Origin of the sequence: Spirosoma soli, assembly GCF_042684525.1 — a bacterium.
Classification (GTDB): domain Bacteria; phylum Bacteroidota; class Bacteroidia; order Cytophagales; family Spirosomataceae; genus Spirosoma; species Spirosoma soli.
This window is the reverse complement of record NZ_JBHULN010000008.1, coordinates 173,336-198,536: the sequence shown is the minus strand read 5'-3', so window position 1 is coordinate 198,536 and position 25,201 is coordinate 173,336. Positions and strand designations below refer to the sequence as shown.

General features: G+C 48.9%; 27 protein-coding genes and 2 tRNA genes. 14 read left to right on the top strand and 15 right to left on the bottom strand.

The features are described 5' to 3' along the window. Positions 1-61: 61 nt before the first annotated feature. Entirely contained in the window at positions 62-535 is a 474-nt protein-coding gene (locus ACFSUS_RS14940) for a nuclear transport factor 2-like protein (protein WP_381523877.1), read from the top strand. Positions 536-595: 60 nt separating this feature from the next. After that, a complete protein-coding gene (locus ACFSUS_RS14935) occupies positions 596-1,174 on the top strand; it encodes a DsbA family protein (protein WP_381523875.1) in 579 nt (192 codons plus the stop codon). Positions 1,175-1,278: 104 nt separating this feature from the next. Here ACFSUS_RS14935 and ACFSUS_RS14930 read toward each other — a convergent pair whose 3' ends face one another. Together ACFSUS_RS14930 and ACFSUS_RS14925 are read right to left on the bottom strand one after the other, a co-directional pair. After that, on the bottom strand, positions 1,279-2,022 hold the full coding sequence (locus ACFSUS_RS14930; protein WP_381523873.1) for an SDR family oxidoreductase: 744 nt from the start codon (positions 2,020-2,022) through the stop codon (positions 1,279-1,281). A 46-nt stretch (positions 2,023-2,068) separates the two neighbouring features. Further along, a complete protein-coding gene (locus tag ACFSUS_RS14925) occupies positions 2,069-2,656 on the bottom strand; it encodes a TetR/AcrR family transcriptional regulator (RefSeq protein ID WP_381523872.1) in 588 nt (195 codons plus the stop codon). 86 nt (positions 2,657-2,742) lie between these two features. On the opposite strand from ACFSUS_RS14925, the gene ACFSUS_RS14920 reads away from it, so the two are divergent. The 4 genes from ACFSUS_RS14920 (at position 2,743) to ACFSUS_RS14905 (ending at position 8,695) form a co-directional block, all read left to right on the top strand. Next, complete coding sequence (locus ACFSUS_RS14920; RefSeq protein ID WP_381523870.1) at positions 2,743-3,087, top strand: antibiotic biosynthesis monooxygenase family protein; 345 nt, start codon at positions 2,743-2,745, stop codon at positions 3,085-3,087. Between the two features lie 201 nt (positions 3,088-3,288). Next, complete coding sequence (locus tag ACFSUS_RS14915) at positions 3,289-4,155, top strand: SDR family NAD(P)-dependent oxidoreductase (RefSeq protein ID WP_381523868.1); 867 nt, start codon at positions 3,289-3,291, stop codon at positions 4,153-4,155. 587 nt (positions 4,156-4,742) lie between these two features. Next, positions 4,743-6,431, top strand: a complete 1,689-nt coding sequence (locus ACFSUS_RS14910; RefSeq protein WP_381523866.1) for an erythromycin esterase family protein — start codon at positions 4,743-4,745, stop codon at positions 6,429-6,431. A 629-nt stretch (positions 6,432-7,060) separates the two neighbouring features. Continuing rightward, the gene (locus ACFSUS_RS14905; protein WP_381523865.1) at positions 7,061-8,695 is read left to right on the top strand and encodes a S41 family peptidase; all 1,635 of its coding nucleotides are present in this window, start codon (positions 7,061-7,063) and stop codon (positions 8,693-8,695) included. A 118-nt stretch (positions 8,696-8,813) separates the two neighbouring features. On the opposite strand, the gene ACFSUS_RS14900 is transcribed toward ACFSUS_RS14905, so the two are convergent. From ACFSUS_RS14900 to ACFSUS_RS14890, 3 genes are all read right to left on the bottom strand, one after another. Then, the gene (locus ACFSUS_RS14900) at positions 8,814-9,419 is read right to left on the bottom strand and encodes an OmpH family outer membrane protein (RefSeq protein ID WP_381523864.1); all 606 of its coding nucleotides are present in this window, start codon (positions 9,417-9,419) and stop codon (positions 8,814-8,816) included. Positions 9,420-9,761: 342 nt separating this feature from the next. After that, positions 9,762-10,181: a hypothetical protein gene (locus ACFSUS_RS14895; RefSeq protein WP_381523863.1), complete on the bottom strand. Its 420-nt coding sequence runs from the start codon at positions 10,179-10,181 to the stop codon at positions 9,762-9,764. Between the two features lie 490 nt (positions 10,182-10,671). Further along, positions 10,672-11,541, bottom strand: coding sequence for a cyanophycinase (locus ACFSUS_RS14890; protein WP_381523862.1), 870 nt, complete (start codon positions 11,539-11,541; stop codon positions 10,672-10,674). Between the two features lie 131 nt (positions 11,542-11,672). Here ACFSUS_RS14890 and ACFSUS_RS14885 point away from each other — a divergent pair, with 131 nt between their 5' ends. Continuing rightward, positions 11,673-12,512 carry a cyanophycinase gene (locus ACFSUS_RS14885; RefSeq protein ID WP_381523861.1) on the top strand — a complete coding sequence of 280 codons (840 nt, stop codon included), beginning with the start codon at positions 11,673-11,675 and terminating at the stop codon, positions 12,510-12,512. A 3-nt stretch (positions 12,513-12,515) separates the two neighbouring features. Here the strand turns inward: ACFSUS_RS14885 and ACFSUS_RS14880 are convergent, their stop codons facing one another. The 3 genes from ACFSUS_RS14880 to ACFSUS_RS14870 form a co-directional block, all read right to left on the bottom strand. Then, entirely contained in the window at positions 12,516-13,442 is a 927-nt protein-coding gene (locus ACFSUS_RS14880; protein ID WP_381523859.1) for an isoaspartyl peptidase/L-asparaginase family protein, read from the bottom strand. Positions 13,443-13,777: 335 nt separating this feature from the next. Further along, a complete protein-coding gene (locus ACFSUS_RS14875; RefSeq protein ID WP_381523857.1) occupies positions 13,778-14,032 on the bottom strand; it encodes a hypothetical protein in 255 nt (84 codons plus the stop codon). 568 nt (positions 14,033-14,600) lie between these two features. Next, positions 14,601-15,941, bottom strand: coding sequence for a family 1 glycosylhydrolase (locus ACFSUS_RS14870; RefSeq protein ID WP_381523855.1), 1,341 nt, complete (start codon positions 15,939-15,941; stop codon positions 14,601-14,603). 380 nt (positions 15,942-16,321) lie between these two features. On the opposite strand from ACFSUS_RS14870, the gene ACFSUS_RS14865 reads away from it, so the two are divergent. After that, on the top strand, positions 16,322-16,621 hold the full coding sequence (locus tag ACFSUS_RS14865) for a hypothetical protein (RefSeq protein WP_381523854.1): 300 nt from the start codon (positions 16,322-16,324) through the stop codon (positions 16,619-16,621). Positions 16,622-16,695: 74 nt separating this feature from the next. On the opposite strand, the gene ACFSUS_RS14860 is transcribed toward ACFSUS_RS14865, so the two are convergent. The 3 genes from ACFSUS_RS14860 to ACFSUS_RS14850 form a co-directional block, all read right to left on the bottom strand. Further along, positions 16,696-16,845 carry a hypothetical protein gene (locus ACFSUS_RS14860; protein WP_381523852.1) on the bottom strand — a complete coding sequence of 50 codons (150 nt, stop codon included), beginning with the start codon at positions 16,843-16,845 and terminating at the stop codon, positions 16,696-16,698. Positions 16,846-16,955: 110 nt separating this feature from the next. Then, positions 16,956-18,725 carry a sensor histidine kinase gene (locus tag ACFSUS_RS14855; RefSeq protein ID WP_381523850.1) on the bottom strand — a complete coding sequence of 590 codons (1,770 nt, stop codon included), beginning with the start codon at positions 18,723-18,725 and terminating at the stop codon, positions 16,956-16,958. A 305-nt stretch (positions 18,726-19,030) separates the two neighbouring features. After that, positions 19,031-19,444: a DoxX family protein gene (locus ACFSUS_RS14850; protein ID WP_381523849.1), complete on the bottom strand. Its 414-nt coding sequence runs from the start codon at positions 19,442-19,444 to the stop codon at positions 19,031-19,033. A gap of 618 nt (positions 19,445-20,062) precedes the next feature. Here ACFSUS_RS14850 and ACFSUS_RS14845 point away from each other — a divergent pair. After that, positions 20,063-20,299 (top strand): hypothetical protein, encoded by a 237-nt coding sequence (locus tag ACFSUS_RS14845; RefSeq protein WP_381523847.1) that lies wholly within the window; start codon positions 20,063-20,065, stop codon positions 20,297-20,299. Positions 20,300-20,581: 282 nt separating this feature from the next. On the opposite strand, the gene ACFSUS_RS14840 is transcribed toward ACFSUS_RS14845, so the two are convergent. After that, positions 20,582-20,848: a hypothetical protein gene (locus ACFSUS_RS14840; protein WP_381523845.1), complete on the bottom strand. Its 267-nt coding sequence runs from the start codon at positions 20,846-20,848 to the stop codon at positions 20,582-20,584. Positions 20,849-21,133: 285 nt separating this feature from the next. Here ACFSUS_RS14840 and ACFSUS_RS14835 point away from each other — a divergent pair, with 285 nt between their 5' ends. The 3 genes from ACFSUS_RS14835 (at position 21,134) to ACFSUS_RS14825 (ending at position 22,635) form a co-directional block, all read left to right on the top strand. Beyond that, a complete protein-coding gene (locus ACFSUS_RS14835; RefSeq protein WP_381523844.1) occupies positions 21,134-21,562 on the top strand; it encodes a response regulator in 429 nt (142 codons plus the stop codon). Between the two features lie 136 nt (positions 21,563-21,698). Continuing rightward, positions 21,699-22,121, top strand: a complete 423-nt coding sequence (locus ACFSUS_RS14830; RefSeq protein ID WP_381523842.1) for a BLUF domain-containing protein — start codon at positions 21,699-21,701, stop codon at positions 22,119-22,121. 10 nt (positions 22,122-22,131) lie between these two features. Beyond that, positions 22,132-22,635: a response regulator gene (locus tag ACFSUS_RS14825; RefSeq protein WP_381523840.1), complete on the top strand. Its 504-nt coding sequence runs from the start codon at positions 22,132-22,134 to the stop codon at positions 22,633-22,635. Positions 22,636-22,693: 58 nt separating this feature from the next. Here ACFSUS_RS14825 and ACFSUS_RS14820 read toward each other — a convergent pair. After that, a tRNA-Leu gene (locus ACFSUS_RS14820) sits at positions 22,694-22,775 on the bottom strand. A 164-nt stretch (positions 22,776-22,939) separates the two neighbouring features. On the opposite strand from ACFSUS_RS14820, the gene ACFSUS_RS14815 reads away from it, so the two are divergent. Continuing rightward, the gene (locus ACFSUS_RS14815) at positions 22,940-23,362 is read left to right on the top strand and encodes a DUF3127 domain-containing protein (protein ID WP_381523839.1); all 423 of its coding nucleotides are present in this window, start codon (positions 22,940-22,942) and stop codon (positions 23,360-23,362) included. Positions 23,363-23,403: 41 nt separating this feature from the next. On the opposite strand, the gene ACFSUS_RS14810 is transcribed toward ACFSUS_RS14815, so the two are convergent. Next, a tRNA-Lys gene (locus ACFSUS_RS14810) sits at positions 23,404-23,476 on the bottom strand. A 74-nt stretch (positions 23,477-23,550) separates the two neighbouring features. On the opposite strand from ACFSUS_RS14810, the gene ACFSUS_RS14805 reads away from it, so the two are divergent. Then, entirely contained in the window at positions 23,551-24,276 is a 726-nt protein-coding gene (locus ACFSUS_RS14805; RefSeq protein ID WP_381523837.1) for a tetratricopeptide repeat protein, read from the top strand. A 68-nt stretch (positions 24,277-24,344) separates the two neighbouring features. On the opposite strand, the gene ACFSUS_RS14800 is transcribed toward ACFSUS_RS14805, so the two are convergent. Next, a complete protein-coding gene (locus ACFSUS_RS14800) occupies positions 24,345-25,154 on the bottom strand; it encodes an SDR family oxidoreductase (RefSeq protein WP_381523835.1) in 810 nt (269 codons plus the stop codon). Positions 25,155-25,201: the final 47 nt, after the last annotated feature.

Genomic DNA, 25,201 nt, shown 5'->3' with positions numbered 1-25,201 from the left:
GGGTAAGTAGTCAGGACGAACCTGTTTGCTTGTTCGGTGTCACCTTAAAAAACGTATCACTATGACCCTTGTCGCTCGCTTGCTTCGGTACCTTTTTGGCCCGTCAAAAGCCCCCCTTCTCGAAGACCTTCATGTTCGTTTGCTAAACGACTGGATTTCGACCCTGGATGATTCTTTCATTCACCCGATTTGCACCTGGAAACTGACCGAGGGGCATCCCTGGGCGGGTGTCTACGAAGGTCGGCATTTTTACGACTACTATTGGCCAGCGATCAGCACGACGTACCCAGGTTGGCAGGAAGTGATCCAAGAGGTGATCGGTACGTCCATAGGGGGTATTGTCGTGGGTCATTACCTGTTTCAGAGTACAACAAATGGCCCCTGGTACACCGCTCCGTTTACTCATTTTTACCACATTGCCAACCACCAGGCTGTAACGGTTCGCTTCTTTATGGGCGAGATCAGTCCAGCCAGTTCCCTGTCCGGACAGGTTATTAATTGGTCCGCACTCCCCGTTTTCTATTCACTGAATTGAGATGGCCACTGGCTGCATTGCATCGATCGTCCTTTTGTATACCTCTTACTGGGCTTTTTTATGGCTTCGTTACCGAACATGTTCCCATTGGCTACCCGTGTAGGGGAGGGCACCGTCGAGTTGATGGAGTTTGGTAATTTTGCCTGCCACCAATGCCGTCAAACGCGGGCGTTAGTGTACAGCGTTCGGAATGAATACAGCCACCAGGTTTGTTACAGCTTCCGCCACTTTCCGAACCCGCTTCATGCATCGTCCATGCTGGCTTCCCTGGCCGCTGAAGCGGCCCGTCGACAAGGGTATTTCTGGCCCATGTATCAGGCATTGTTTACCCTGCCGGTTATGACTCATGGGGCCGTTACTGAATTGGCCAGTGACCTGGGACTTGACCACAACCAGTTCGTTACTGATTTAGCCAGCGAGCAGCTTCGTCTTACTCTTGATGAGGATCAGCGGGAAGGTCAGCGACTGGGCGTCATGAAAACACCCACGCTGTTTGTAGCTGGGCAGCAGTTTCATGGAAAGTGGACGCCGTCTCGTCTACTGCCCATTATTCGGGCTCAATTAAGCCGGGTCGCTCAACCCTTGTTAAGTAGAGTTGACCCAGCGAATGGTGTTATCTATTGGGGTAAAGAAGCGTAAGGTGACACGCCCGTTCATCCACCCCTTAGAGCAAAAAGACAGTACCCAGGCAGGACACTGTCTTTTCAACCGTCAAACGAATGAAACTAGCTACCAGAGAAGGGCTAAGCCGCCGAGTTGTAGGTCCGGACGGCCGCTTCCGGTGAACTCAGATAATGCTGGTACATGTCCTTCGTTGCGCCGGTCTTAATTTCGAACTGATCCTGGGCAAGACCGGCCAACAAATCATCCGCTACGGCCGATGGGGGCAGCATGGGAATGGTTAACCCCTTGGTCATTTCGGTTGCCACGAAGGGCGGAAACACCTCAAAAACTTTAAGCGTGGGGGTTGTTTGCTCTAAGGTCAGCCGTAACGTTTGCGTATACGCATGCAGAGCAGCCTTTGTCGCGCTGTAGGTAGCAATGAATTGGATGGGCACGAAAGCGGCCACCGATGAGATGTTTACAATGGCGGATTCTTCTTTTTCGGCCAGAGTAGGAAGCAGCTTTTCGGTGAGTCTGATAATCGAGAAGTAGTTCACCTCCATCTCCTGTTTGGCTTTGCCGTAGGCATCGGCCGTTGCCGAAAGCTGGTAAGCAAAAGCAGTACCGGCATTGTTCACCAGTATATCGATGCCGCCAAAATCGGCATTGATCTGCTTAATGAGCTGGTCCACGTCGTCAGCGTTGGTTATGTCTGAAACAATAGGTGTTGTATTGGGTAAGGTGGCCGCTGCCGCCTTCAGCTTGGCTTCGTTACGGCCCGTAATGATAATGCGGTTACCTTTTTGGGCTAATGCGCTGGCAATGGCCAGCCCGATACCCGATCCGCCCCCGGTGATGAGTACTGTGTTGTCTGTGGTTTTCATGAATTAACAATTAAAAGACCGATCGGTCTATATTTGGACAAAAAATTTAACGTTTATGGTGATCGATTTCTGCTTTCAGCATATCCGTAATCAGCTCCATCTGCTGGGTGCTGTTTTGGATGCGACCGATTAACATGCCCCCTTCCAGTAGGGCAAACATTTTCAGGGCGAATTGATCCGCATTAAAGTTGTCCTGGAATTCTCCGTTGGCCGTTCCCTGCTTGACCAAATCTGAAATTGAAGACTGCATTCCTTTAATGGCTTGATTCACCCGTTGTTTGATGACGGGGTTCGTGTCATCGGCTTCCACCCCAAAGTTCAGGATAGGGCATCCCCCCAGATCACTTCGGAGCAGGTTGTCCCGGTAAAAATCCAGAAAGTAAAACAGCTTTTCCCGGGCCGTTGTCCCTCTCTGCACGTAGCTGTCAATTTCCGTCGAGAGTTTTTTAAGCAAATAGTTAAAGACCTCAAAACAGATCTCATCCTTGTTTTCGAAGTTGCCATACACACCCCCTTTGGCCAGGTTAGTAGCCTGCATGATATCGCTGATGGCCGTACCGGCCATTCCCTTCTGATTGAAGATCGGGGCGGCTTTTTCGATGATTGACTGACGGGTTCTTTCTGCTTTTGACATGATAATGCAAATATAGACCGATCGGTCTATATTTGCAACTAATTCGACAACAAACCGATAAATTAATCTTCCTTAGCTATAGAACAATGATCACTATTTCAACTGAAGAGCAGCTTCTGACGCTGATAAACGTGTTTACGGTTGATCCGTCAAACCAGCAGGCCCTTGTCGACTTGCTGACCCTGGCGACTAAAGCCAGCGTGCAAAACATAGATGGCTTTCTATCAGCCAGTCTTCACCGGAGCATCGATGGGACAAAAGTTACCATGTATGCGCAATGGGAAAGTATCGATAAATACAAGGCGATGCGGGCCAATCCTACCGCATCGCCCTACCTAGAACAAGCCCTGAGTATGGCGAAATTTGATCCTGGCATATACCAGGTAGTTGAGACCTTTATGGCCGAAGTTAATCCTGGCATCGGCCATTAATTACCCTCATGGCCGGCCGTAGTAAGCACAAAGCCTACTTGATGATCAGCTCCGAAGGTACTTGACTGTAAATAGATCAGCTCGATGGTATCAACATCCGCCAACCGTCGCACAGCCCTAGTATGATCATTCGTAGCAGTGACTCTACCATATAGACAGTCATCTTTTATGTACTAAATAATAAAAGACAATTTACTAATTATGAAAAATATTATTGTTACCGGAAGTGCTAGTGGATTCGGCTTATTAACCGTACACATGCTAGCCGAGCAAGGCCACAGGGTTTATGCTACCATGCGTAATGTAACCACCAAGAATGCAAAAGCTGCGCAAGACCTTAAAAACTGGGCGGAGGCGCATCATGTCGATGTTCGTGTGGTTGAACTCGATGTGACTAGTGGTGATTCCGTAACGCAGGCTATCATTCAAATTGCAGCAGATGCTGAAGGAAAAATTGATGTATTGATTAACAATGCTGGTTTACTGATCTGGGAATTTTCTGAAGCATTGAGTACCAAACAGGTCGATCAGATTTTCCAGGTGAATGTCATGGGTGCTGACCGAATGAATAAAGCTGTTTTACCTTATATGCATCGAGAGAACAGCGGTTTGTTGGTTCACTTGTCTTCAGGTTTATCAAGACTGCATTTGCCGTACATGGGTGCCTACAGTGCAGCAAAGGCCGCCATCGACGTTTTAGCTGAAACCCTGCATTATGAACTAAGCAAAACCGGAATTGACTCCATTGTTATTCAACCAGGCGTATACCCAACCACTGATTTGTTCACCAAACAGCTACCCCAGGATAAAGCCTTTGAGGAAGAAAAATACGGTGCGTTTGGGGCAAGGGTAAAACAAGGCATAGTCTCCTTTTTTGCCCCTACACCTCAAAGTCCAGACCCTTCAGAAGTAGCTCGTTTGATAGCCGAAATCATTGATATGCCGAAAGATCACCGAAAGCTATTTACCGCTATTGGCATCGGAGGGGGACAACCAGTAGTGGAAGAGATCAACGATAGTACCAACCGCTTTAGCCTGCATGTGCAGGGTGCTCTTGGGCTGATATAGTTATAATCATAGGTTTGAACTGCCAGCCTTACGGCTCCTGTTTCATTTGAACAAGAGCCGTAACTCAATGGCCATGGAAAATAAAATATTGATTCGAAAAAGGATGAGCAAACTGCAAGCGGTACGGTTAAATGAGTTATTGAAATGGAAGTATAAATAAGCATGACTTATTGAAAAGGGGAAATGGCCTCTCTGCGGCTCCCCGGTACCGAAGCAGCGGACTGTCGCGCAACGTTTGTTATGCAGCCGGTCAAACAATGGTGCATTTTTTATTGAACTGTCCCACTTCAACCCCCTTTCCAATAAAAGAGCCTTTACTGAGACTGTGCCGTTTAGACTTTCAGGCCACCGGGTGGTTCCGGCGCACCAGCCGGGACGCGGCAGATTTTTCTAATATTCATCAAGGCTGTTCCGTAGCATATGCTATTAGCTCAGATAGTTGATGGTTGAAGTAGCCGGGTAGCGGTTAAAACTCACGCCCACAACGGGGCGGGCTAAGGGTCTGGCGTTTTAACATCATTTAACCCGGCAATTATCAACTTACTGGTCTTAAGCAGTTACTTTTCCGACGAAACCATTTCTGTCGGATGCTTCACCTACGGTTTGCCCTTATCACCTTGTTATTACTCAACGTTACGCCGATTTGGGCGCAGCGATTATCGTCCGCCGAGCAGGAATTGCTCCGCCAAGCGGTTGTCCCATTCAATGATCCGGATAGCGCCGTACTGACACCGACGTTAACGGAATTGGTCCGTAATCGGTCGGTCATTGCTGTTGGAGAGGTTACGCACGGTACGAAGGAAGTTGAGCGGCTTCAGATTAGGGTGGCGAAGGCTTTAGTGCAGAAACACGGTTTCAAAGCCGTATCACTTGGTGAAATTTATATGAGTAGCACATGGCTCTTGAACGACTACTTGCTGTTCGGTAAAGACAGTAGCCGACAAACCCTGGCGGCCGTTGTTGGTATGACTACGGACATGCTTGACTTTACCAAATGGCTACGAACGGTTAACGCGTCTCGTCCCGTAGAGCAGCGGGTCTGGCTGCTTGGAGCTGAGATGGGCCCACCGGGTCAGCTTGCCCGAATTGCTCTATCATACGTTCAAGCACGGCGAATTGCATTGCCCGACTCTGTGCACAACCTGCTGGCTGAATTACTGACGCTACCCGATACGTACAAAGCTCAACCCAACATCAACTCGCTGGTAAAGCGAGGTAAATCGTTGGCGGTATGGTTGGCTCGCAGCGATACGGCCGCTACATTGACGCCGAAGCAAGCCTGGCAGCGCCAGTGTATTCAGCAACTTACCGAGGCTCTTGAAACGTTTAGTCGCCCCACTCAGGCTTACCGCGACCGGGCGATCTATGAAAACATCCGTTGGCTCAAGGAACGACGGTCAAACACTAAAGTTGCCGTTATCCGCATTCATAACGCACACATTGAGAAGCGGCCCTGTTACGAATGGGAGGGCTTAACCCGGGCTGGTTATTGGCTGGATAGCGCCTACCGCCAGCAGTATCTCGCCATCGGTACGGAAGTTGGTAAGGGAGCGTATGCATCCGGGAACGAAAAAGAACTCCTTACAATCCGCGTTCCTGAGAGTCGTCGGAAAGTAGGAACGCTTATCGGAGCCGTCACAAGCACGCCATACGGGTTCATCAATCTAAACGCTTCGCCGGAAGTAAGGCAGTTTTTTCAGGTGCACAACCACCTTACGTATGGTACGTCAGACCAACGAACCGGTATGATATGGCCTTGCAAGACCTTACCCGATGCGTTTGACGCTTTAGTGTATAGCCGTAAATCAACACCTATGCAATCAGTTGGTGGAATTTACGCTGGCCCAGTTGTTCCTCTTTTCTGCATTTACTTAAATATGACGGATTCGCTAAAGCATCAACTACAAAAGGCGCGGCAGTTTCGCATTTCGCTGCGGGCCGACTTCAGCGAAATAGCCGATGCCGAGAGTTCTGTGCGACTCAGTGTATACTGCCACGACCGACGAAAGAAACAGCTGTTTAATTGTTTGTTGCTGCTCAATAGTGGCACGGCAGCAGAACAATTGGTTAAAGTTCCGGCCCGAACGAAGTTCATTTCTGTTGGTTTATACGCCGAACAGATCAGCACATTAACCTTAAAACAGTTTATGGTCAACGACAGCCCCTTGCCAACGTCCGTGTTTAGTCTTCATAAATGGAAACCAAACGACACCGGCGCGAAAGGAGACTACCAGATTTCGTATACAACTGGGCAGATCCTGGTTCAACGTAAATAACCGATGCGGCTGGTTGGTGATCTGGTAGTGTTGCACTTAGCTCGAAGCGACTGGTTGCCGCTGTAGGTGGCAACTACGTTTCTAATTCATGTCATCGCCGTTTTTCTGGAAAAGTGGAATCCCCTTACCGGCTGGCATACCTGATTAGCCTTTCTGTTGTTTGTATTTGGCTAGTTGTGGTTTCCTTGTTTGGGTTCAGAGTCTTTGTGAGGTGGTAGGCTGGGATGTGCTGAGCGAACCAGATGATTTTCCCGTTACTATTCACACTTTTACTGACGGTTTGTTTGACTAAGTTGGAAACGGCAAGGGCTGAGAGGATAATCTGTAGAGTTGTACAAACTTTTCGTTTGGCCTATTACTGTCAATTAAGTTAAGCATTACAGGCGAGATTTTTGAAGAACGACCCATTTGGTGAAGCAAGTCAAATGTATGTTCCTTCGTCTAACTTGGGAGCGATTTGTGAGAATAAGTCTCTCAAGATGATAGTCCATCTCCATGCTGAACACCGATCAAGCAACTGCTACTTTAATGAAGCCAACTAAGACACCATTTAACATACTTTAACCCGGCTTGCCTAGCCTCAATAAGCCGATATTTCTAAGTTTGGGCCTATAGACTAACCCCAACCTATGCGCTATCTTTTCGCATTACTAATGCTCTCATCAACGGCACTTGCTCAACCCATCACCCAGCCCCAGACTTTAGTGGCCATCGGGAAAGTATGGGGCTTTCTCAAGTACTATCACCCCCAGGTAGCTACCGGAAAACTCGATTGGGATGGCCAACTTGTTCAACTCATTGATGAATCCGCTGCCATCCGCTCCAAAGCTGACTTGTCCGCCCGACTCTTGATCTGGGTTAACCAGCTAGGCCCGGTTGAACCTTGTGCACCCTGTTCAACGCCTGATTCGGCTCGCTTTACCCGAAACTTGGATTTAAGCTGGCTGGCCGATTCGGCCTTGTTCAGCCCAGCCCTGCGCCAGCAACTGACCTTTATTGCTGCCAATCCAAACCAGCGGACCAATCAGTATGTCCACTGGGACCCCTTCCGGAATCGATTAGCCTTTTCCGAAAAAGAATATCTAACTATGGCCTTACCTAGCTCCTCCTACCGGATGTTGGGGCTGTTTCGCTACTGGAATATTATTGAGTATTTCCATCCCACCAAATACGCCATGACTCAACCCTGGCATCAAGTATTGACCCAGTTTATCCCCCGCTTCCAGCAGGCGACCGATACGCTGAGCTATCAACGCGTGTTGCAGCAACTCATTAGCGCGACCCATGACGGTCATGCCGAGCTGATCATTCCCCCAGCGTATCGACTTCCCTGGACCAAACCGTTCCTGTTTCCTTCCTTTGATTATCGGCTGCTGACTGACTCGCTGCTGGTGACGGGCTACCTCAATGACTCCCTAAGCCAACTCGATGATATTCGTCGGGGGGATCGCCTGATCCAAATCGGTGATCGCTCGGTTTCTGAACTTATTGACCAGCGAGCGCCAGATTTCTCGGGCTCAAATCGGTCAGCGCTGATTCGACAGATGTTGCCGGTGCTGCTCACGGGCTCCCAGCCCGTGGTCGATATTGATTTGATCCGCGATGGCCAACGCGTTCGCAAAACGATGCATCGGTATCGGTTTGAGCGTTTAGACTATCGCCCCCCTTTGCCTGTTCAAACCAAAGCCGTGCCCCCAACCATTGGCTACGTTAACCTGGGTACGCTCTCTGTGGGCCAGGTTAAGCAGGTCATGGAGCAGTACCGAAACCGACAAGGCATTATTTTTGATGTGCGGGCTTACCCCAAAGGGACCTTTCAGCGCATTTGTGAGTATTTAAATCCGGCCCCCAAGGGGTTTGCGCGTTATACCAACCCCGATCTATCGTCTCCAGGACTATTTAGTTGGGGTGAGGTGCAGTACGTAGGGCGAAAAAACCCGGATTATTACCGGGGTAAAGTCGCCATTCTTTGTAACAGCCGTACCCAAAGCGCAGCGGAATCGACGTGCATGGCCCTGCGCACGGCTCCCCAGGCCAAGATTATTGGCACACCCTCCGCGGGTGCCAACGGCGATGTGAGCTATGTGACGTTTCCGGGTGGGTATCAAACCCGCTTTAGTGGACGGGGTGTTTACACGGTGGAGGGGCAGTTAATTCTGGGGCCCGGCGTCCCCATTGACATCGACGCCACGCCGAGTGCTAGTGATTACTTGAGCGGCACGGATCGGGCCTTACAAGCGGCCATTGATTGGATCAGTCAATAGGATTGCCCTCGTATCAACCAAGATTGATCCAGCTTAAGATAGTGTGTGGGCAATAATTCGTCGTATGCTGGCTATTTCATGTCAGGGAGCATTTAATGAGAATTTCTAACTTAATCGTCTACTTTTTCTTGGGGGAGACGGTACTCTTTGGGGGCAAAGGACTCGTAGTTGATGCTGCTGGCGCTTGAACTGATGGGGCTGGTGTGATTCCTAATCGTTTGATCACCAAACTAGTGATGTTGTTCTCTTCCGAGGCATACAGAACGTCAGAAGAACCGCTAGAAGGTGCGTTTAGAATAAAACGATAACCGTTTTGTTTCGCTACGCTGTCAATGGCCTGTTGAACTTTGCTCAACACCGGACTCATTAATTGGGTGTACTTTTTCTGTAACGATTCTTGAGCCGACCGACTAAATTCTTGGATTCGGGTCTGTAGATTCTGTAATTCAGTTTCTCGGTCTTTTCGAACGGTTTCACTTAATTGAGTACCGGTCTTTTGGTAGCTAGCATACTTCTCCTCCAATTCCTTTTGCAACCGTTTTAGCTCCGTTTCAGCTTGTGATTGTTGACCACTCAGCTGACTCTCAACCTGCTTCGACTCGGGCATTTGGGAAACGATATAATCAATTCGAGCAAACCCTAGTCGTTCGGATTGAGCTTGAAGCCTTAGGCTAATCAGTAGTAGAACGCTTGCCTGAAAACTAACACGTATTATTTTTTTCATTGATACTCGCTATTAACTGACTAATAAGTCTTGTGGGTTGAACGAGCAAAGTAAGGAAAACAGACATGTAGTGGTACTATTTAACATTTAATAACAATTCTGCCGCTGTTATATAAGTGCTGTAGCTACGATCCCGTAGCGGCTCGGTCGGAATGTCCCGGCGGGGAACCGCGTATCAACACCGTTGCGGGACCGGCCACGCGGTCGCAAAAGTCCAGGGGACAACAAACAGCTTTAAATGAGTAGCTCTTTACCAGTCAATTAACGACTGAGAATTGCTGGTTTTACTCGTCAGATGGTAGCCGTATCGACTATTGCATTGGCTACTCCTTTTGTGATGCTCTAGTGCTTATATCCTAAATTAAGCCGATTGGATACTGATTTAGCTACCCCTTCGTACATGATCCTTATCGGCTGCTGTGCTGTCAGGGCCTCTTCATCCAACACGCGTATTCGATTGGCGTCGGGGATGAACACGTAATCCTCATCGACTGCCAGCACTCGATCCCCCAAACTTAGTCGAACGGTCGTTGGATTAACCCCGAGGGGTAGACGGATTTCATTACCGAATGGCCTCTTGGAGGGGGAGAAAAATACAGTCGCCCACTGCTGTTGCTTGGGGCTATTATCCGAAGCCAGCATAAAGTGATAGCGTTGTTGAGGGAGAATCGAATCTAGCATACTACTAAAGGTCGTTGACTGACCGAATGCCGATAAGCCCGACAGGGTGATTAAGCATATTAAGGTTAAACTACTTTTCATATCCAGATTTAGCGCTATTAACTGTAGTGAATAACGTGAAGCGTAAGTTTTTCTGTTATATACTTTCTTATAGGCTATCTAAAGCACGAAACTTAGGTCTAACTACTTGCTCATAAAACGCCCGTTTTTCCGCGACGGTCGCTGAACTTCAACTAATTGCGTCATTTCTAGCTACGCTTTATCTCAACCGGGCCGCCGATACGATCATAAATCAAAGCGGCAGCGCGCTGGTTCATTTTCAGCGATACGCCTGAATTTGTGACCAGACTGCCGCAACGGACCGGGCTGTCAAACGGCGAATTATCCGCTCGGCGGTCCGTTTTGGCAAAACAACCCAGTTAACGATATTGAGCGAAGTTTGAAACTTCGCTTTGGTGTTATCTATGACCGGTCTGTGACCGGTTAACGCTGGGACGTAGTCTGGAGACTACGTCCCACTGCAGACTACGCCGAACCAAAACCGCACAAGAAAAGCTGACTCAAACGGATTTCAAGAAAAGGCGGTCTCTTCTGCTCTCGTAAAAATCCGGTCTTTCAAGTAATACACGGCGCCTTTTGCCAGAATGTTTACTCGAAGATTGTTTACGAAGACAGGCTCAAGCTCTGGCACCTCGTAGTAGTTTGTGTCCCTTACGTCGTCGGCAACTACGATAAACACGCCCCCTGATCCGATGGCCCGCATTACGTCGCCCTGGGAGATGACAACTCCTGAGTCAACGCAAAGACCAATGCCGAGCAAGCCAGGGTTACGTAATAGGGATTCTACCAGGCGGGGCAGGCGGCTGCGCTGCATAAAATGGGTGTCGATGATCGCTTCGGGCAGAAAGGAAAGCCCTTTTTCGGTTTCAATCAGACCTTTAATGAGTGACTCTCCGCTTTTCCCGTCTTTAATGGCTAGTCGGGGCATAGCAGCCGCCCCGGCACTCGTGCCCGCAATGACAAAATCTTCATTCTGGTAGCGTTCGTGTATTTTTTTGAGCAGTTGGCTATCCAGTAGCTTATCGATCAATTTAGTCTGGTCGCCCCCGGAGAAGAACACGCCATCTGCCCTGGCAATGCGTTGCAGGTGATCTCCCTTGTCGGCCTCTTCGGCACTGTTGATCTGCATGATGTGCACATGTTTACAACCCAGCTTATGAAACGCGTCCAGATAATCCTTACCAACCTCCTCCGGGATTTCCGAAGCTGCCGGGATCACTTCAATTCGGGAGTCGGTCCCTTTTACTTCAGCCAGGAATTCGGTCAGAATGCCCGAGTCGAAAAATAGCGAATCCCGCACTTCGCTGGATGCTTCATTATTACCCTGATACTTTGCTTCACCACCGCCAATGGGGATGAGCTTTCCTTTTGGTGCTGCCATGTCGTTTACGTTACGTTCGTTTCCGATAAAACTGTAGAACTAATGGATGGCTCTGGTGTTAGTAGGATAGTTGGTTGGCTGTTATTTTACGAGCCTACGTCTCGTTAGACTGTTTAAATTCAGCGCACGCTATGGTTATACGAGGTACACTGATTGCCATCGGAGGGAATGAAGACAAGGGAGCCAGAAAAAAAACGCTCCACGTTCATGATACCATTCATACGTTTGTTAACTCGGGTATTTTATACCGACTCGTTGCTGAAATAAACAATGCTGACGCTTGCCTGGAAGTGGTCACTACAGCATCCAGTATCCCCGATGCCGTTGCCAGACAGTACACCCGTGCCTTCAGAAAACTCGGCCACCGCCATATTCGGCAGATGCACATTACCTCGCCCGAAGAAGCTGATCAGCCTGCCATTATCGACCGCATCAAGAACTGCGGGGGGATTATGTTTTCGGGGGGCGACCAGCTAAATCTGACGGCTGCTTTCAGCAATACCGCTTTTGCCCGCATTCTTCACGAACGGTACGTCCGCGAACATTTCGTTATTGCGGGTACCAGCGCCGGAGCGATGGTGATGTCCGACCTGATGATCTATCCGCGTAGCCCCGAGAACTTGTTACAGCCTGAGGTCGACTTATTTCCGGGCCTATCGCTCGTTCACGAAGCCATTATTGACACTCACTTTCTGGTGCGGGGGCGCTTTCGGCGCTTAGCCTTTGCCGTAGCGCAGCACCCGACTCACATTGGCATTGGCCTGGAAGAAGATACGGGCATCATCATCCGGAAAGGCAACAAGCTCGAAGCCATTGGCACCGGCTTGGTTACGCTTATTGACGGTCGTAGCCTGAAAGAATCCAACCATACGGTGGCCCACGTGCAGCACGATATTTTTATTGAAAACCTGCTGGTACATGTGCTCAGCCACGGCAATAATTTTACGCTACGGAATAAAAAATTCTCGTAGGCATCACCCGAAGATGGCAACCTCGCCTTCTCCCGATTCGTTACGCCAGGCCCGGTACATACCTTCTGAGTTGAACGGCAGGGCAACGTTGCCCTCTTTATCAACGGCAATGAGCCCACCTTCGCCACCCCGGTTCTTGAGTTTGTCCTGCACAACAAGGTCGCAGGCTTCGTTCAACGATACCCCTTTGTATTCCATCAGGCACGAAATGTCGTAAGCCACCACCGACCGAATGAAAAACTCGCCGTAGCCAGTGCACGATACGGCGCAGGTTTCATTGTTGGCGTAGGTGCCGGCTCCGATTACCGGCGTATCGCCCACACGCCCGTATTTTTTATTGGTTAAGCCGCCCGTTGACGTAGCTGAAGCCAGGTTGCCGTCTTTGTCGAGGGCTACGGCTCCAACCGTACCTTTGCCCGTATTTTTCTTTTTGGCGCTATGGTCCAGCTGCGTTTTGTTGGATTCCTGGGCTTCTTTGAGTTGCTGAAAGCGATGTTCTGTAAAAAAGTAGTCATCCGGTTCAACAGCCAAATTATGCTCACGGCCAAACTCTTCGGCACCAGCGCCCAGCAGAAAAACGTTTTCGGACTGCTCCATGACGGCGCGGGCCAGCGAAATCGGGTTACGAATGTTGGTTACTCCGGCAACAGCTCCGGCCTTCAGCGACTGACCACACATGATGGAAGCGTCCATTTCGTGCTTGCCACTGGCCGCAAATACCGACCCTTTACCGGCATTGAACAGTTCATTTTCTTCCAGACTCCGCACAGCCTGCTCTACCGCATCTAAGGCTGAGCCGCCCCTGGCTAATACGTTATACCCGGCATCTAAAGCGTCTTCCAGCCCTTGTCGATACGTCTTTTCCTGTTGTGGCGTGATCTCTGATCGGTTGATGGTGCCCGACCCTCCGTGAATAGCAATTGTGTACATAGCTTAGTTAGTAAAAGTGGGCAGGCTCGTTTGTTAGATAACTAGCCTATAACTCGCTGATCTGGGATAGCGATTACAACATACGTACCGCCCTCGACTACTTTCGGTTAAGAATTGAGGTATAAAATGGGTAAACGGCCCTGACCGGTGCTCATTTACTGTTGCAACTCAGACTCGATACGCTAGCCGTCTCAACACAACAGCGGAAACACTCTTCCAGAGCACTTCCGCTGTTGTGTTCCTGACAATTCACCTTGCGTGTCTGACCACTAAAATTAATTCTTTCAAACCTGGTGCGACATCACTGTCGTATATTAACTTACTTCTATACCTCACTACCCACCCATACCACCTGTACCCGAGCCATCATCCATGTCCCCTCCGCCATCGTCGGACCCGCTGTCATCACCCAAGTTGTCCCCATCCATATCTGCGTCGCCACCGTCTATCAAACCTGTCCCCCCGTCGGTCGAACTCCCGCCATTATCTCCCGTATCACCCCCATCCATTAACCCCGTTCCGCCGTCGGTTCCACTACTATCTGTTTCCAGGCCATCTGTTGGGAAGTGCATGCTGATTTGCCTGTTCATGATCGGATACCAGTTTCGTTATCACTGTACATAACTGTATGATGACTGTACCGAGTAAGCTAATAACGCCCAAAAATTAGGATTTGGCCCTGCCTAGAAACGCCCGGCAAAGTCAGTTTAGAATCGGTTTCGTCAATTGGTTGCCAGTGCGCCAATGCCTACACCCAAACCCGCCAGTACGAGGGCCGTAACAACCGGATGTTTGGTTGCTTTGACGTAGTAACTTCTCGAGCGTATCCAACCTCCGTGGCTGGCCCAATGTTAGAAAGGATGAATGCTCCTGGAAACTGACGCCTATATTCTTAGGCAATCCGCCAGTGCTCCAGGGCAAAACAGGGTCCGGCGCAACAGAAGCAGCCTTCATGGTCGCCCTCACGTACAACCAGACCGGGCTGCGGTTCGGGCCTGGTTATACATGTAGTTCTCCCAATAGGGCGCCAATGTTCTGGTGGTATTCTTCGGTACTAATTGGCTTGCTATCTTCCATACGGGCCGGTGGGATACTATCTACCGCTGTCCAGGTACGGCCTCTGTCCATAAAGACTGTACCCGGTGCGGTAAACGATGATTATTGATACCATGACGTGATCAGAGAAGGTTTCTGCTCCGCCGATTGCCACCAGCCTAAGCCCGGTGGTATCAACGACTCAACGGGTTCACCAGCCGCCAGGCGCTTAATCATCGGAGCCAGAGCGGTTGGCTCAGGGTGGCCACTGCTCACATTAAATACTCCCGGCTCGTGTTTATCCTCCCGCTTCGTGAGCAGGCAATGCCAGTCATACAGACCCAATAAGGCCCAAACGGTTACGGCTTGTATATCTACACCGGCTGCCTTAGCCTGGTGGGCCTGTTGCCAGATCTCACCTAACCACCGCATCTGCTCATCCTCCGTATCGCCCAGGTGAGCTTCTGTTACCACTATGGGTAGGCCATAACGTAGCCAGGCTTCTTGTAATAAGCCACCGATGCCAGTCCGTAATTCCGGCACTGCCCGCACCATTTCCGTATCGGCATAGCGATGAAAGCCGTTACCCCCACGCATTCGGGTCGGATAGTTACGGACATTATGATCCAGATAGCGCTCACTGGTAACGTAATGGTTAATGCCCATAACAGAAGGGGGACAAGCATTTTCGACTAAAAACCACAAGTCGCGCTCGCTGGCGCCAAACCGACGTAGATAATCCCACATGGGATGGTCTGGGTTTATGCGGCCGCAGAGTAAATCCCAGCTTAGCCACCGGCGCTCATTCTCCAAGTCAGCCTGGTATTGCAACAGGGGCGTGCTGTGGGTCTTGCCTAAATCATCCGTCTGAATCAGTTGAGCATCAGGGCGCACCGCTCTGATTTCGGCCATGGCCCGAACGGTGGCCCGGCACTCGCGTAAGAGAATATCCACGAATGTGCGGGGTGATTTACCGTGCGGGTACCAGTGCCCATAGAGTCCGCCAAAGCGGGCTGTGGTCAATGGCTCGTTAATGGGCGTGTACGCATCCACCCAGGGATAACGCTCGGCTACCCGTCGGGCATAGCGGGCCAGCTCGTGCTCGAAGGCGGGCTGGTCGTAGGTAGCGTAGCGGGGGCCACAGCCATGGTGCACTAGCCCCGCAATTGGACGAATACCTAACTGACGCAGCCGATTGAGCCGCTCGTCGGTCCAGGTCCAGTTTAGCTCATCCGGGTTGTCAGGAGCGGCCCGTTCCCACAACACCGGATAACGTAATGCGCTTATTCCTAAATCGGCAATTAAATCCAGATCGTCTATGCGGTCGTGGTGGCCGCTGCGGTAAACCTGATCCTGGTACGTGTCACCCACCCGGTTGACAGTACATTCAAGCCCTCCCCAGAGGGCCAGCTCGCTTGTTTGAGGAGTGTATAACTCCGCTCGCTTTCGTTGTCGGTTGCTCATCGTAAGTGTTGTTCAGCTGAAGCTGGGTATGTGCAGCAGCTTGAAATCGGTTAGGTCTGCTCAACACGGGCCTATAATGATCCGTCTATTAATTAAGTAGACTTGTGAGGGAATGGTCTACCCCCTGATTTTTGGGTTTTAGCCAGGTCTGTGGACGATCAAGAACGACTCCAGGATGAGAGGGCATAGTGGACTTAACTACCAGCCTGTAGCAGAATTATGTAGACTCGGCAGCGGTACCATTAACTCACTAACCGATCCTGTTAGCGGACCAGAACGGCCAGTAGACTGTTCATGAGAAAGAAAAAAATAGGCCTTCTGACCAGGGCACCCGAGTTTGATCACAAACCAACTTAAACAAGGATACAATGAGCCTGTTCATGAAATTTTACAGCCCCGACGGGGCCGACGAAACGGCAGCTACTGGTTTAGGCGAAGGAACGGCCGCTGATGATGCCGTAATTGGCCAGGACCGGAATGAGAGAACCGACGACGCAGAAAATACCGCTGGCTATCTAACAAATGCCAAAAGCGATGCAAAGGCCGATGGGGGCGATCAGGCCAACGTACGAGGTGGTGACTCTACCATTTTAGGGGCCGGAGGAGCCGCGGGGGGATTATCGGGCGATGGCGAACGAACTGATGAATACGATGCCGCTGTAATGGGGCTTGATGATTAACAAATATAAACAGCCCCTAGTCGGACTCCAACGGCCCGGCTAGTGGCTGTTTACACTAAGATTGACGTATTCGCTTAGTCGTCAGAATCTAAATCGTCATCTGCGTCCAGATCAACGCCCGACTCCATCGCAGCTACTTCGTCGTCGGTGGTTGCTCCGTCGAATTCGTTAGAGTCATAATCGGTTTGATCCAGGGTTGTTTCCTGCGGGTCTTGACTTTCCATGGTACGTCTGATGTTTTGAGATGGCTGTTAGAACTCAATAGCAGAACTCTACTTGTTGGGAAAGGTTGACTTTATTAAGTAAAGAGCCCGTGTTTCTGTAGAAGTGGGAGCTATAACTGTTTGCCAGATTCTGTAATCTGGCTTAGAATAGGCGGACGATTGGCGGTGTCATTGGGAAGGTAAACAACGAACGTAGCACCCTGACCAGGTTTACTGTGGGCCATTATGTAGCCGTGGTGATTCTCCACGACCTTTTTGCAGATGGCTAGCCCAATGCCTGTTCCCGAAAATTCGCTTCGGCTGTGCAGTCGCTGAAACACCTGGAAAATTCGATCTCCGTACTGTTCATCAAAGCCAATTCCGTTGTCTTTTACCATAAATTCGTAGAAGCTCTGATGCGTATTGGCAGGCGTACCGGATACATTAGGAGCGTTTGTGAGTTGGCAGGTAATCGAAATCTCGGCGGGTATGCCCGGACGTGAGAACTTCAGCGCGTTGGCTAACAGATTCTGGAAAAGCTGCCTCAATTGCAGGGCGTCGCCGGATAGGGTAGGGAGGGAATCCAGCTGAATGACCGCCTGCTTTTCCTCAATTAATAACTCAAGGTCAGTAATGACTTCGCTCACAAGCTGCGCTAAAGACACGGGCTGAAAGGCCTGTTGCGCTGACAGGCGGCTGTACGTAAGCAGGTCCTGAATCAGGGTCGACATGCGCCGGGACGCTGCCTGCATCCGCTGAATCATGTCGACCGCAGGAGAGGGTAAATCGCGGACAAACTGTTGTTGCAAAACATCGCCAAAGGCCTGAATCTTGCGCAAAGGCTCCTGTAGGTCATGCGAGGCCACGTAGGCAAACTCCTGAAGGTTGTCGTTGCTACGGTGCAGTTGCTTGATGTTGAGTTGGAGCTCGTGCTGGTATTGCTTAATGGGAGTGATGTCGTGGAAAGTGACTGCCAGATTATCGTCGAGCCCAGCCAGCACAGCATCCAGCCACACAACGCTGTTGCCTTTCTGATAGGGAATCTCAAACTGACCCGGCTGACCGGTTTCAAGAACGTCGGTAAAGCGGTTGATTAATTCAGGACTTCCCAAAAAGCCCGATACTTGCGAAAGTCGTTTGCCAACAATGTCGGTGCGTTTAACGGCTAACAGGTCTTCAACGGCCGCATTAGCGAAGGTGACCCGGAAATCAACAATCCGATTTTTGTTGCGAATCACCTGAAGGTTGATGATGGTGTTGTGGGTTGTGTTAAGAATCGACTCCAAAAAACCTTCCAGCCGCTTCCGGCGGTAGCTCATTGCCAGGTTTGAGGCAAATGCCGCCAGTAGAATACCTATGGCGAGTACCGAGAAAATAGTTGATGCATTACTCGTCAGATCTGTTGATCGGACCAACTCTTGTTTTTGGGTTTCCAACCGGTTGTTTTCGTAGGCAATTGCCTGGTTGATAAGCTTATGTATAATAAAAAGATCGTTGAGTCGCCAGGCTTGTCCGGCGTTTACAATTTCGGTAATATTATTCTGCATGATTGTAGACCAGTGCCGCCGGACCAATCGTGACAGAGAGTCAATACGTTGGTGCTGAACACGATCTTCCGCCACTAATGCCGTAAGTTCGTGGAGTTGATTTGGTACCTGATCAGCCTCTTCTTTAAAAAGTTGATAATACGAGCCGACGTGTTCCTGGGCGAATGAAGGGCTATAGACCTGGGCACTCTTTAACCAGTTGGATAAGCGTTCGAGTCGGGTAATTACTTCACGGGACTGGTCAACCTGAGTCGTGTACGCTCTCATCCGAGAAAAGCTGTTACGGTCGATCAGGATGACGGTTGTTAACAGTAATAAAGAAAGCAGGAAGGGAAAAAGAGCTTTCAGATTCATAGCGTAGCAGTATAGCATCAGGAATTGATTAAGCCTCAGTCATCAGAGCCCAACTGATTACTAGCGACATAAGTCGATAAAGCTAGGCGTCTTTTAGGATACCTGACACTCAGTACTCCAAAAAATGTATAAATCTGATTAATAGGCGCTTGTTGCAGTAAACGGAGTTGAGCTATCTGACAAAAATAACCCCGGCTAGTACGAACGACCAGCCGGGGTAAAAGAGATTGATAAACGATTGCTGCAAGCGATTGGAGCTACCTACACTGGTAGCTTATCTTTCTTGGCTACGCTGATTCTGTTGGTCAACTGGCCAGGGAGGCTAGTTGCTCTGTTGCCACTCGATTGTGTGAAGCTTTCTTCTGCTTTTTATGATAGAATACGTACGAGCCAACGCCAATGCCTATGAAAGCCAACATGGGTAGCCAGTCGGTAACGGGTGTACCACTGTTGATTATTGAATACGTTGCCCCGATCAGATCGAAGATTAAACCAGCGTATGCCCATTCTTTAAGCCTGGGAAAGCCAGGTACTAGTATCGCTATGACACCCAACAGCTTGGCCCAGCCCAGAAATGGAATAAGATAAACCGGGTAGCCCATCTGTTTGAATCCCTCCACCGCTTCTGGCATTACTAGTAAATCGGGTATGGCTGAACCGAGCATAACAAATAAAAATAGGCCGGTAAAAATCCAGTAGGTGATGTTTGTCTTTTTCATAGCAATTTGTTGGCTGATTGTTTCAACAAAGCTACTATCCCACTACGTACCCGAAGGGGGTAAACAACGTCAATTCTGGGGTGGAATTGCGACATACACCTTTGCGTAACAGGTTGGTTTGACAACCACAAATAAGCCTGGCTAACTTGTTGGTCAGCCAGGCTTACGTCTGCTAGATTAGGCGATGAGGACGCCTGAACTTCACTAACTTGTTGTTGTACGAAAAGTGTTTAAGCAAACCAGTAGAGTGAGTATACGGCACAAAAAAGCCCAGTCGCATGAGCGACCGGGCGAGCGGTGTAAAAATGGTAGGCAATCCTCATCACTTAAACTCGATTCGTCATGTGTAACTCGGCTTACAAAATTAGTGTTTGGTAGTAGCCGATTAAGTTTTTTGCGGTGACAAAACTCATGGTGAAACAATATATTATCTAATGGAAAATGACCTGGCCAATACTGAGAAACAGATGCCTTGTAGAATTGTCAGTCATCTACGGTAAAGAACTTTAAAAAGACTGATTTACTGTGCTTTGTCACGAAAAAACACCTTGTTTGTGTGCCAAAAGTTGTCATTATTTTGTTATAAGTATAGACGCTAATTTGCTGCTTATAAACGATATGGAGTCAACATACATGGCCAATAAATTAACATCGGAAGCCTCAACCGGAGCAACGGCCCGTTCGGTACGTCGGAAGGCCAACGGTCCGGCTACAGCGGCTTTGCTTATTCAAATGGCTACTGAAATTCTGATGGCTTCGCCAACCATGCGCCAGCGCGCTAACATCACTCTGACGGACCTGGCTGCAGCCGACAAAGTGCGCAAGAGTTTGATCAAGCCAACGTTGAAATTGTAGTTTTTAAACGTTTGTGGGTATCCGTTCGCTAACATTGGAGCTAAAAGTGAAAGGCCCGATACGTATTGTGTCGGGCCTTTTTTGTAACTTAGTTACGAATTGATAAAAAGTTTAGTGGTTAGGAAAGCCCTTTACCGTTGGTTTGGGGCTTTTTAGTTGGAGAACCAGTTGTGCGTGTTTATGTTTTCAAAAAGCTCTTTAACCTGTTTTGCCACATATACGGCCAGCTTTTCTGCTTGGATTTAGCTTTGTCGTTTACCAGCCTGTCCGAACGGAGCTGCCCTACGCCAAACAGTGCATTCGCTCGGTGTTCGGTTGCTTGCTTCGATCCAGCTCCTGCAAAACCGCTTTGGCAAAAGCCACTTTATCTGACTTACGATACTGTTCGATCTGTTGTTTCCGGGAGGGTGGGCGGAAATCTCGGTTAATATGTTGGCAAGCTCCCCACAGAGTTGGGTTGAGTTTGATTTTGTACTGGCGGATTGGCGTATCCTCGCCGAACCATAAGCTAATGATATTATTGACGGTTGGTTTAATGACAACACCCATGATTTTGGTAGCAATAGGCTTGGTTATATATTGTTACGCCGAAGGTATTCAGCAACTTATGACCCAGCAATAAATTTGGGGCTAGTGGTTCAAAAGTGGGTATAAGCCGCATAAAATGATGGATAAAGCGTTTTGCTTAACTAACAGATAAGCGAGTACTATCGTTAGCATATACTGTCCATGTCTAATTGGAATAGCCGGTTAGTAAATTTGAACCAGCAGGCTCAATCCTTTTGAACAATGTAACAGTTCTACGACTAGTACACTTAATTTACGATTAGCCGAATGGAACATCATGGGCCCATTATCTTTATCGACGATGATGAAGATGATCAGCTTTTACTTAAACCGATTTTAGAAGAGATTGCCCCTTCGAGTCCGGTTTTATTTTTTGAGAATGGCCAGCAGGCCGTTGAGTATTTGAAGGGGACTGATCAGCGCCCTTTCCTGATTATTTCAGAAGTGAGTTTACACATCATGAACGGGCTCGAACTTCGCCGATTGATTGAACAAGATGCTGCCCTACGCAAAAGGGCTATTCCGTTCATCTTTTTCACTCACCCCATTGATAAGGAGTTGGTCGAAGAAGCTTATGAATTGACTATTCAGGGCTTTTTTGAAAAAAGACAAAACCTGGCCGAAATGCGTAGGCAGTTACAGGCTATCGTTGACTACTGGTCTAACTGTCTGCACCCGAATCGATTTACAAATTAAAGATCTTCATAAAAACAGAACGCTGTGGGTTGTTACATCAATCTTTACAGCGACGTATGGAGATTGCCGGTAGTCTGCTTACTTCTGATTAGGCCAGGCATAGGCGGCATTCGTTACGTCCGGAATGAATTGTTATATGGAGCATTGCATTGTCTATTTCAGCTCTTCGGTGGATTCATTCCAGGAAGAAGATTTATTAACGATACTTCAACAGAGCCGCCAAAATAACCTGAAGCACGGCATCACAGGCGTTATGCTGTACGTACGAGGAAGCATACTGCAAGTGCTAGAAGGCGAAAAAGAGGCTGTTGAGACTCTTTACAAACGTATTAAGCAGGACAAGAGGCACAAAGAGGTTATTATGGTGCTGAATCGGCCCATTACGCAACGTCTCTTTCCTACCTGGTCAATGGCCTATGAGACCATTACGGTGCAACAGCTAGATGACATTAAATCGATAATAGACCTCGATAAGAAAGAAGAATCGGCTGCCACGGCAGAAGATCACATCATTCTGAGGACCATTAAGTTGTTTTACGAAAGTAACCGCCATAATTAACCTCTAGACTTTGGACAAACTTTCTAGCACCAATGATGGCTACACATCTTCTAGTTGCATCAACGAAATGGGCCTTAGGCTGCCCGGCTACGGCCCTGAGGAAAACGAAGCATTGCTGAAACACAGTTTTCCCGAATGTAAACTTGTGTTTGGGGCTTTGCTTCCCCAAGCTTTTAACTACCCGGCCGATTGCTCAACTAACTCTCATAGCTTACCCCGCCTGGTTTTACTCGATATTTACCTACCCGATCCTGAGTCAGGCAGACAACGGCTGAAAGAGCTAAGAACCGCTTATAAGTGTATGCCTGTCATCGTATTCAATGCTCATTACGACTCCCAAACCATACGGGCTGCTTATGACCTGGGGGCACATTCGTTCATCAGCAAACCTAGCAATGCTCAGGAGTGGAGCGACTATTTCAAGTCGATGGCTGAATACTGGTTACGTACCGTTAGCTTACCGCCGAAATACGCCCATGAACCAATTAAAAGTAGGGCATACTGCACTTTCTGACTTAAAACGAAAAAGCACTTACCGTTTACTGTAAGTGCTTAATTCCTAGTTATTTATGTGACCACGGGGAGACTCGAACTCCCATGCCGTGAAGCACCACCCCCTCAAGATGGCGTGTCTACCAGTTTCACCACGTGGCCTTGCCGTACACCAGATTATTGATGCGGGTGCAAATATAGCTGTTCGGTTTTTTTATCCAAAAACGAACGAAGATTCTTTCTGCTTTTTTAAGGCATAATAGCCGAAAAATGGGCAAATTTTAGTAATTTTATCATTCCAAATCATACGTAAAAGCCCAATAATTATGGCACTTGAATTAGTCGGAAAACTCATAAAAGTACTTCCTGAAGTAACAGGCCAAGGTAAAAATGGACCATGGAATAAGCAGGAATTCGTCATTGAAACCCTTGACAGCCAATACCCCAAGAAGGTATGCATGACCGCCTGGGGGGAGAAGGCTAACGACCTGAAGCAGTTTGCCGATGGAGATACGTTGAAAGCTACGTTCAGTGCAGAGTCGAGAGAATATAATGACCGATGGTATACCGAACTTCGTGCGTTCCGTATTGAGCTAGCCGAAGGCGATGGTAGTGGAGCCGGCGCGGGCTATTCAGCGCCAGCGCGCCCTGCTGCGTCGCCAGCCGCTCGTCCTGCTCAACAGAGCCAGCCTGCAGCCATGCCGTTCAACACGACCTTTGATGATGAAAGCAACGATCTGCCTTTCTAAGATATACTAAATAAAAAAAGCCGCACTAAGCGGCTTTTTTGTGATTCGGCTGGGATTCGAACCCAGGACCCATACATTAAAAGTGTATTGCTCTACCAGCTGAGCTACCAAATCGGCTAACGATTGTCGACATATGATGAATGCCTCTTCGTTAATTGTGGTGCAAAACTATAGCCTTTTTTAGTTCATTGCAAGCCCTACGTCTTAAAATAAGCCTATTTTTTTGTTTTCTGGCCGGAACATCGCAGGCACAGGTTACGTCTGCAGACTCACTTCGGCGGGCAGATTCCTTGTTTGCTGCTGGCGATCAGGCAAGTGCCACGCGATTGTATGAAACGGCATTAGCAAATGGCCATACAGCAACCGACGCAATTCTGTTGAAGTTAGCCAGTGCCTATGAGCAGCAGAACGACGTTCCCCATTTACTCTATTATCTGGAAGTGTATTTTGATCGTCACCCAGACGATGCCGTTCTGCGGAAAATGAACGACATCGCCCGCGCTAATAACCTGAGTGGTTACGAAACCGACGATCTTAACTATTTCTACCTCTTTTACCGGAAGTATGGTATCTATTTCCTGATCTTTTTATTGATACCCGCTGGGTATGTGTTCAGTGTCTTAGTGCTTAAAGTAGCACGGAAGGAACGTATTTCTCAGCGTCAGAAATGGGTGATGCTGTTGTATCTGCTCTTGCTTCTGGTTTTTGTCAATTTACCCGAAGGCTTCCAGTCGGGCATTACCAGCCACGATCGCGTTTTACTACGTACAGACCCGTCGGCCGCTGCTCCGGTGGTTGAGGTTATCGGACGGGGGCACAAAGTCAATATTCTCGGCACTAAAGACATCTACTTGCGCGTCCTTTGGCATAATGAGCTGTACTTCATCCGGCGGGACAATGTCTGGATTATTTAATCACCATCTAAGCTGAGTGGTGGCCTGCTGCGACATGCTTTGTCTGAAGAGTCAATTTGCCCAGGCGGTCATTTTTTCAGGGGCGAGTCTTTCTCTTTGGCCAAAGTATTAAACACCAACTTGTCGGTCAGGGCCGGTAACCATTTATTCATAAACACTGTCAGCTTTCCCTGCGACGTCAGAATGAGTTCGCGTTTGCGGTTCTTCACGGCTCGCAAAATGTGGGTGGCACATTCGTCGGCACTCATCATATTGCCTTCGTCGCGCATGGTTTCTCCAGTAGCTTCTCCTTTTGCATTGAGCGCCGAAAAACGAATATTCGATGCCGTAAAGCCAGGGCAGGCCGTTAACACATGAACACCGGTATGCAGTAACTCGGTACGTACGGCCTCTAAGAAGCCGTTCATGGCAAACTTGGAGGCCGAATAGCCGCTGCGTACGGGGAGCCCCCGATAGCCGGCAATCGACGAAATCCCAACGATTGAGCCTTTGCTTTGCTGAATATAGGGCAGGGCGTAACGCGTTGCATAGACTGTACCCATAAAATTAATGTCCATAACCTTCTGAATGACGGCTGGCTCCGTGTCAATCAGCATCGAGCGCATAGAAATTCCCGCGTTATTAATGAGGATGTCCAGCCGACCAAAGTGGTCAATGGTTTGCTCGATGAGCTGTTTGACATCGGCCTCAACACTGACATCGGCTATTAAGGAAAGAACATCAATACCCGCCTGACGAAGCTCTTCGGTAACGGCTTGTAAGGTGTCGGCTTTACGAGCGCAGATAACGACGCTGGCCCCTTCGCGACCGAATGCAAAAGCCAACGATCGACCAATGCCCGACGAGGCACCGGTAATAAGAACTACTTTATTTTTCATAAGAATAGCCGCGAAGATACAGAATTGGTCGAGTGAGTGGAGTGGGA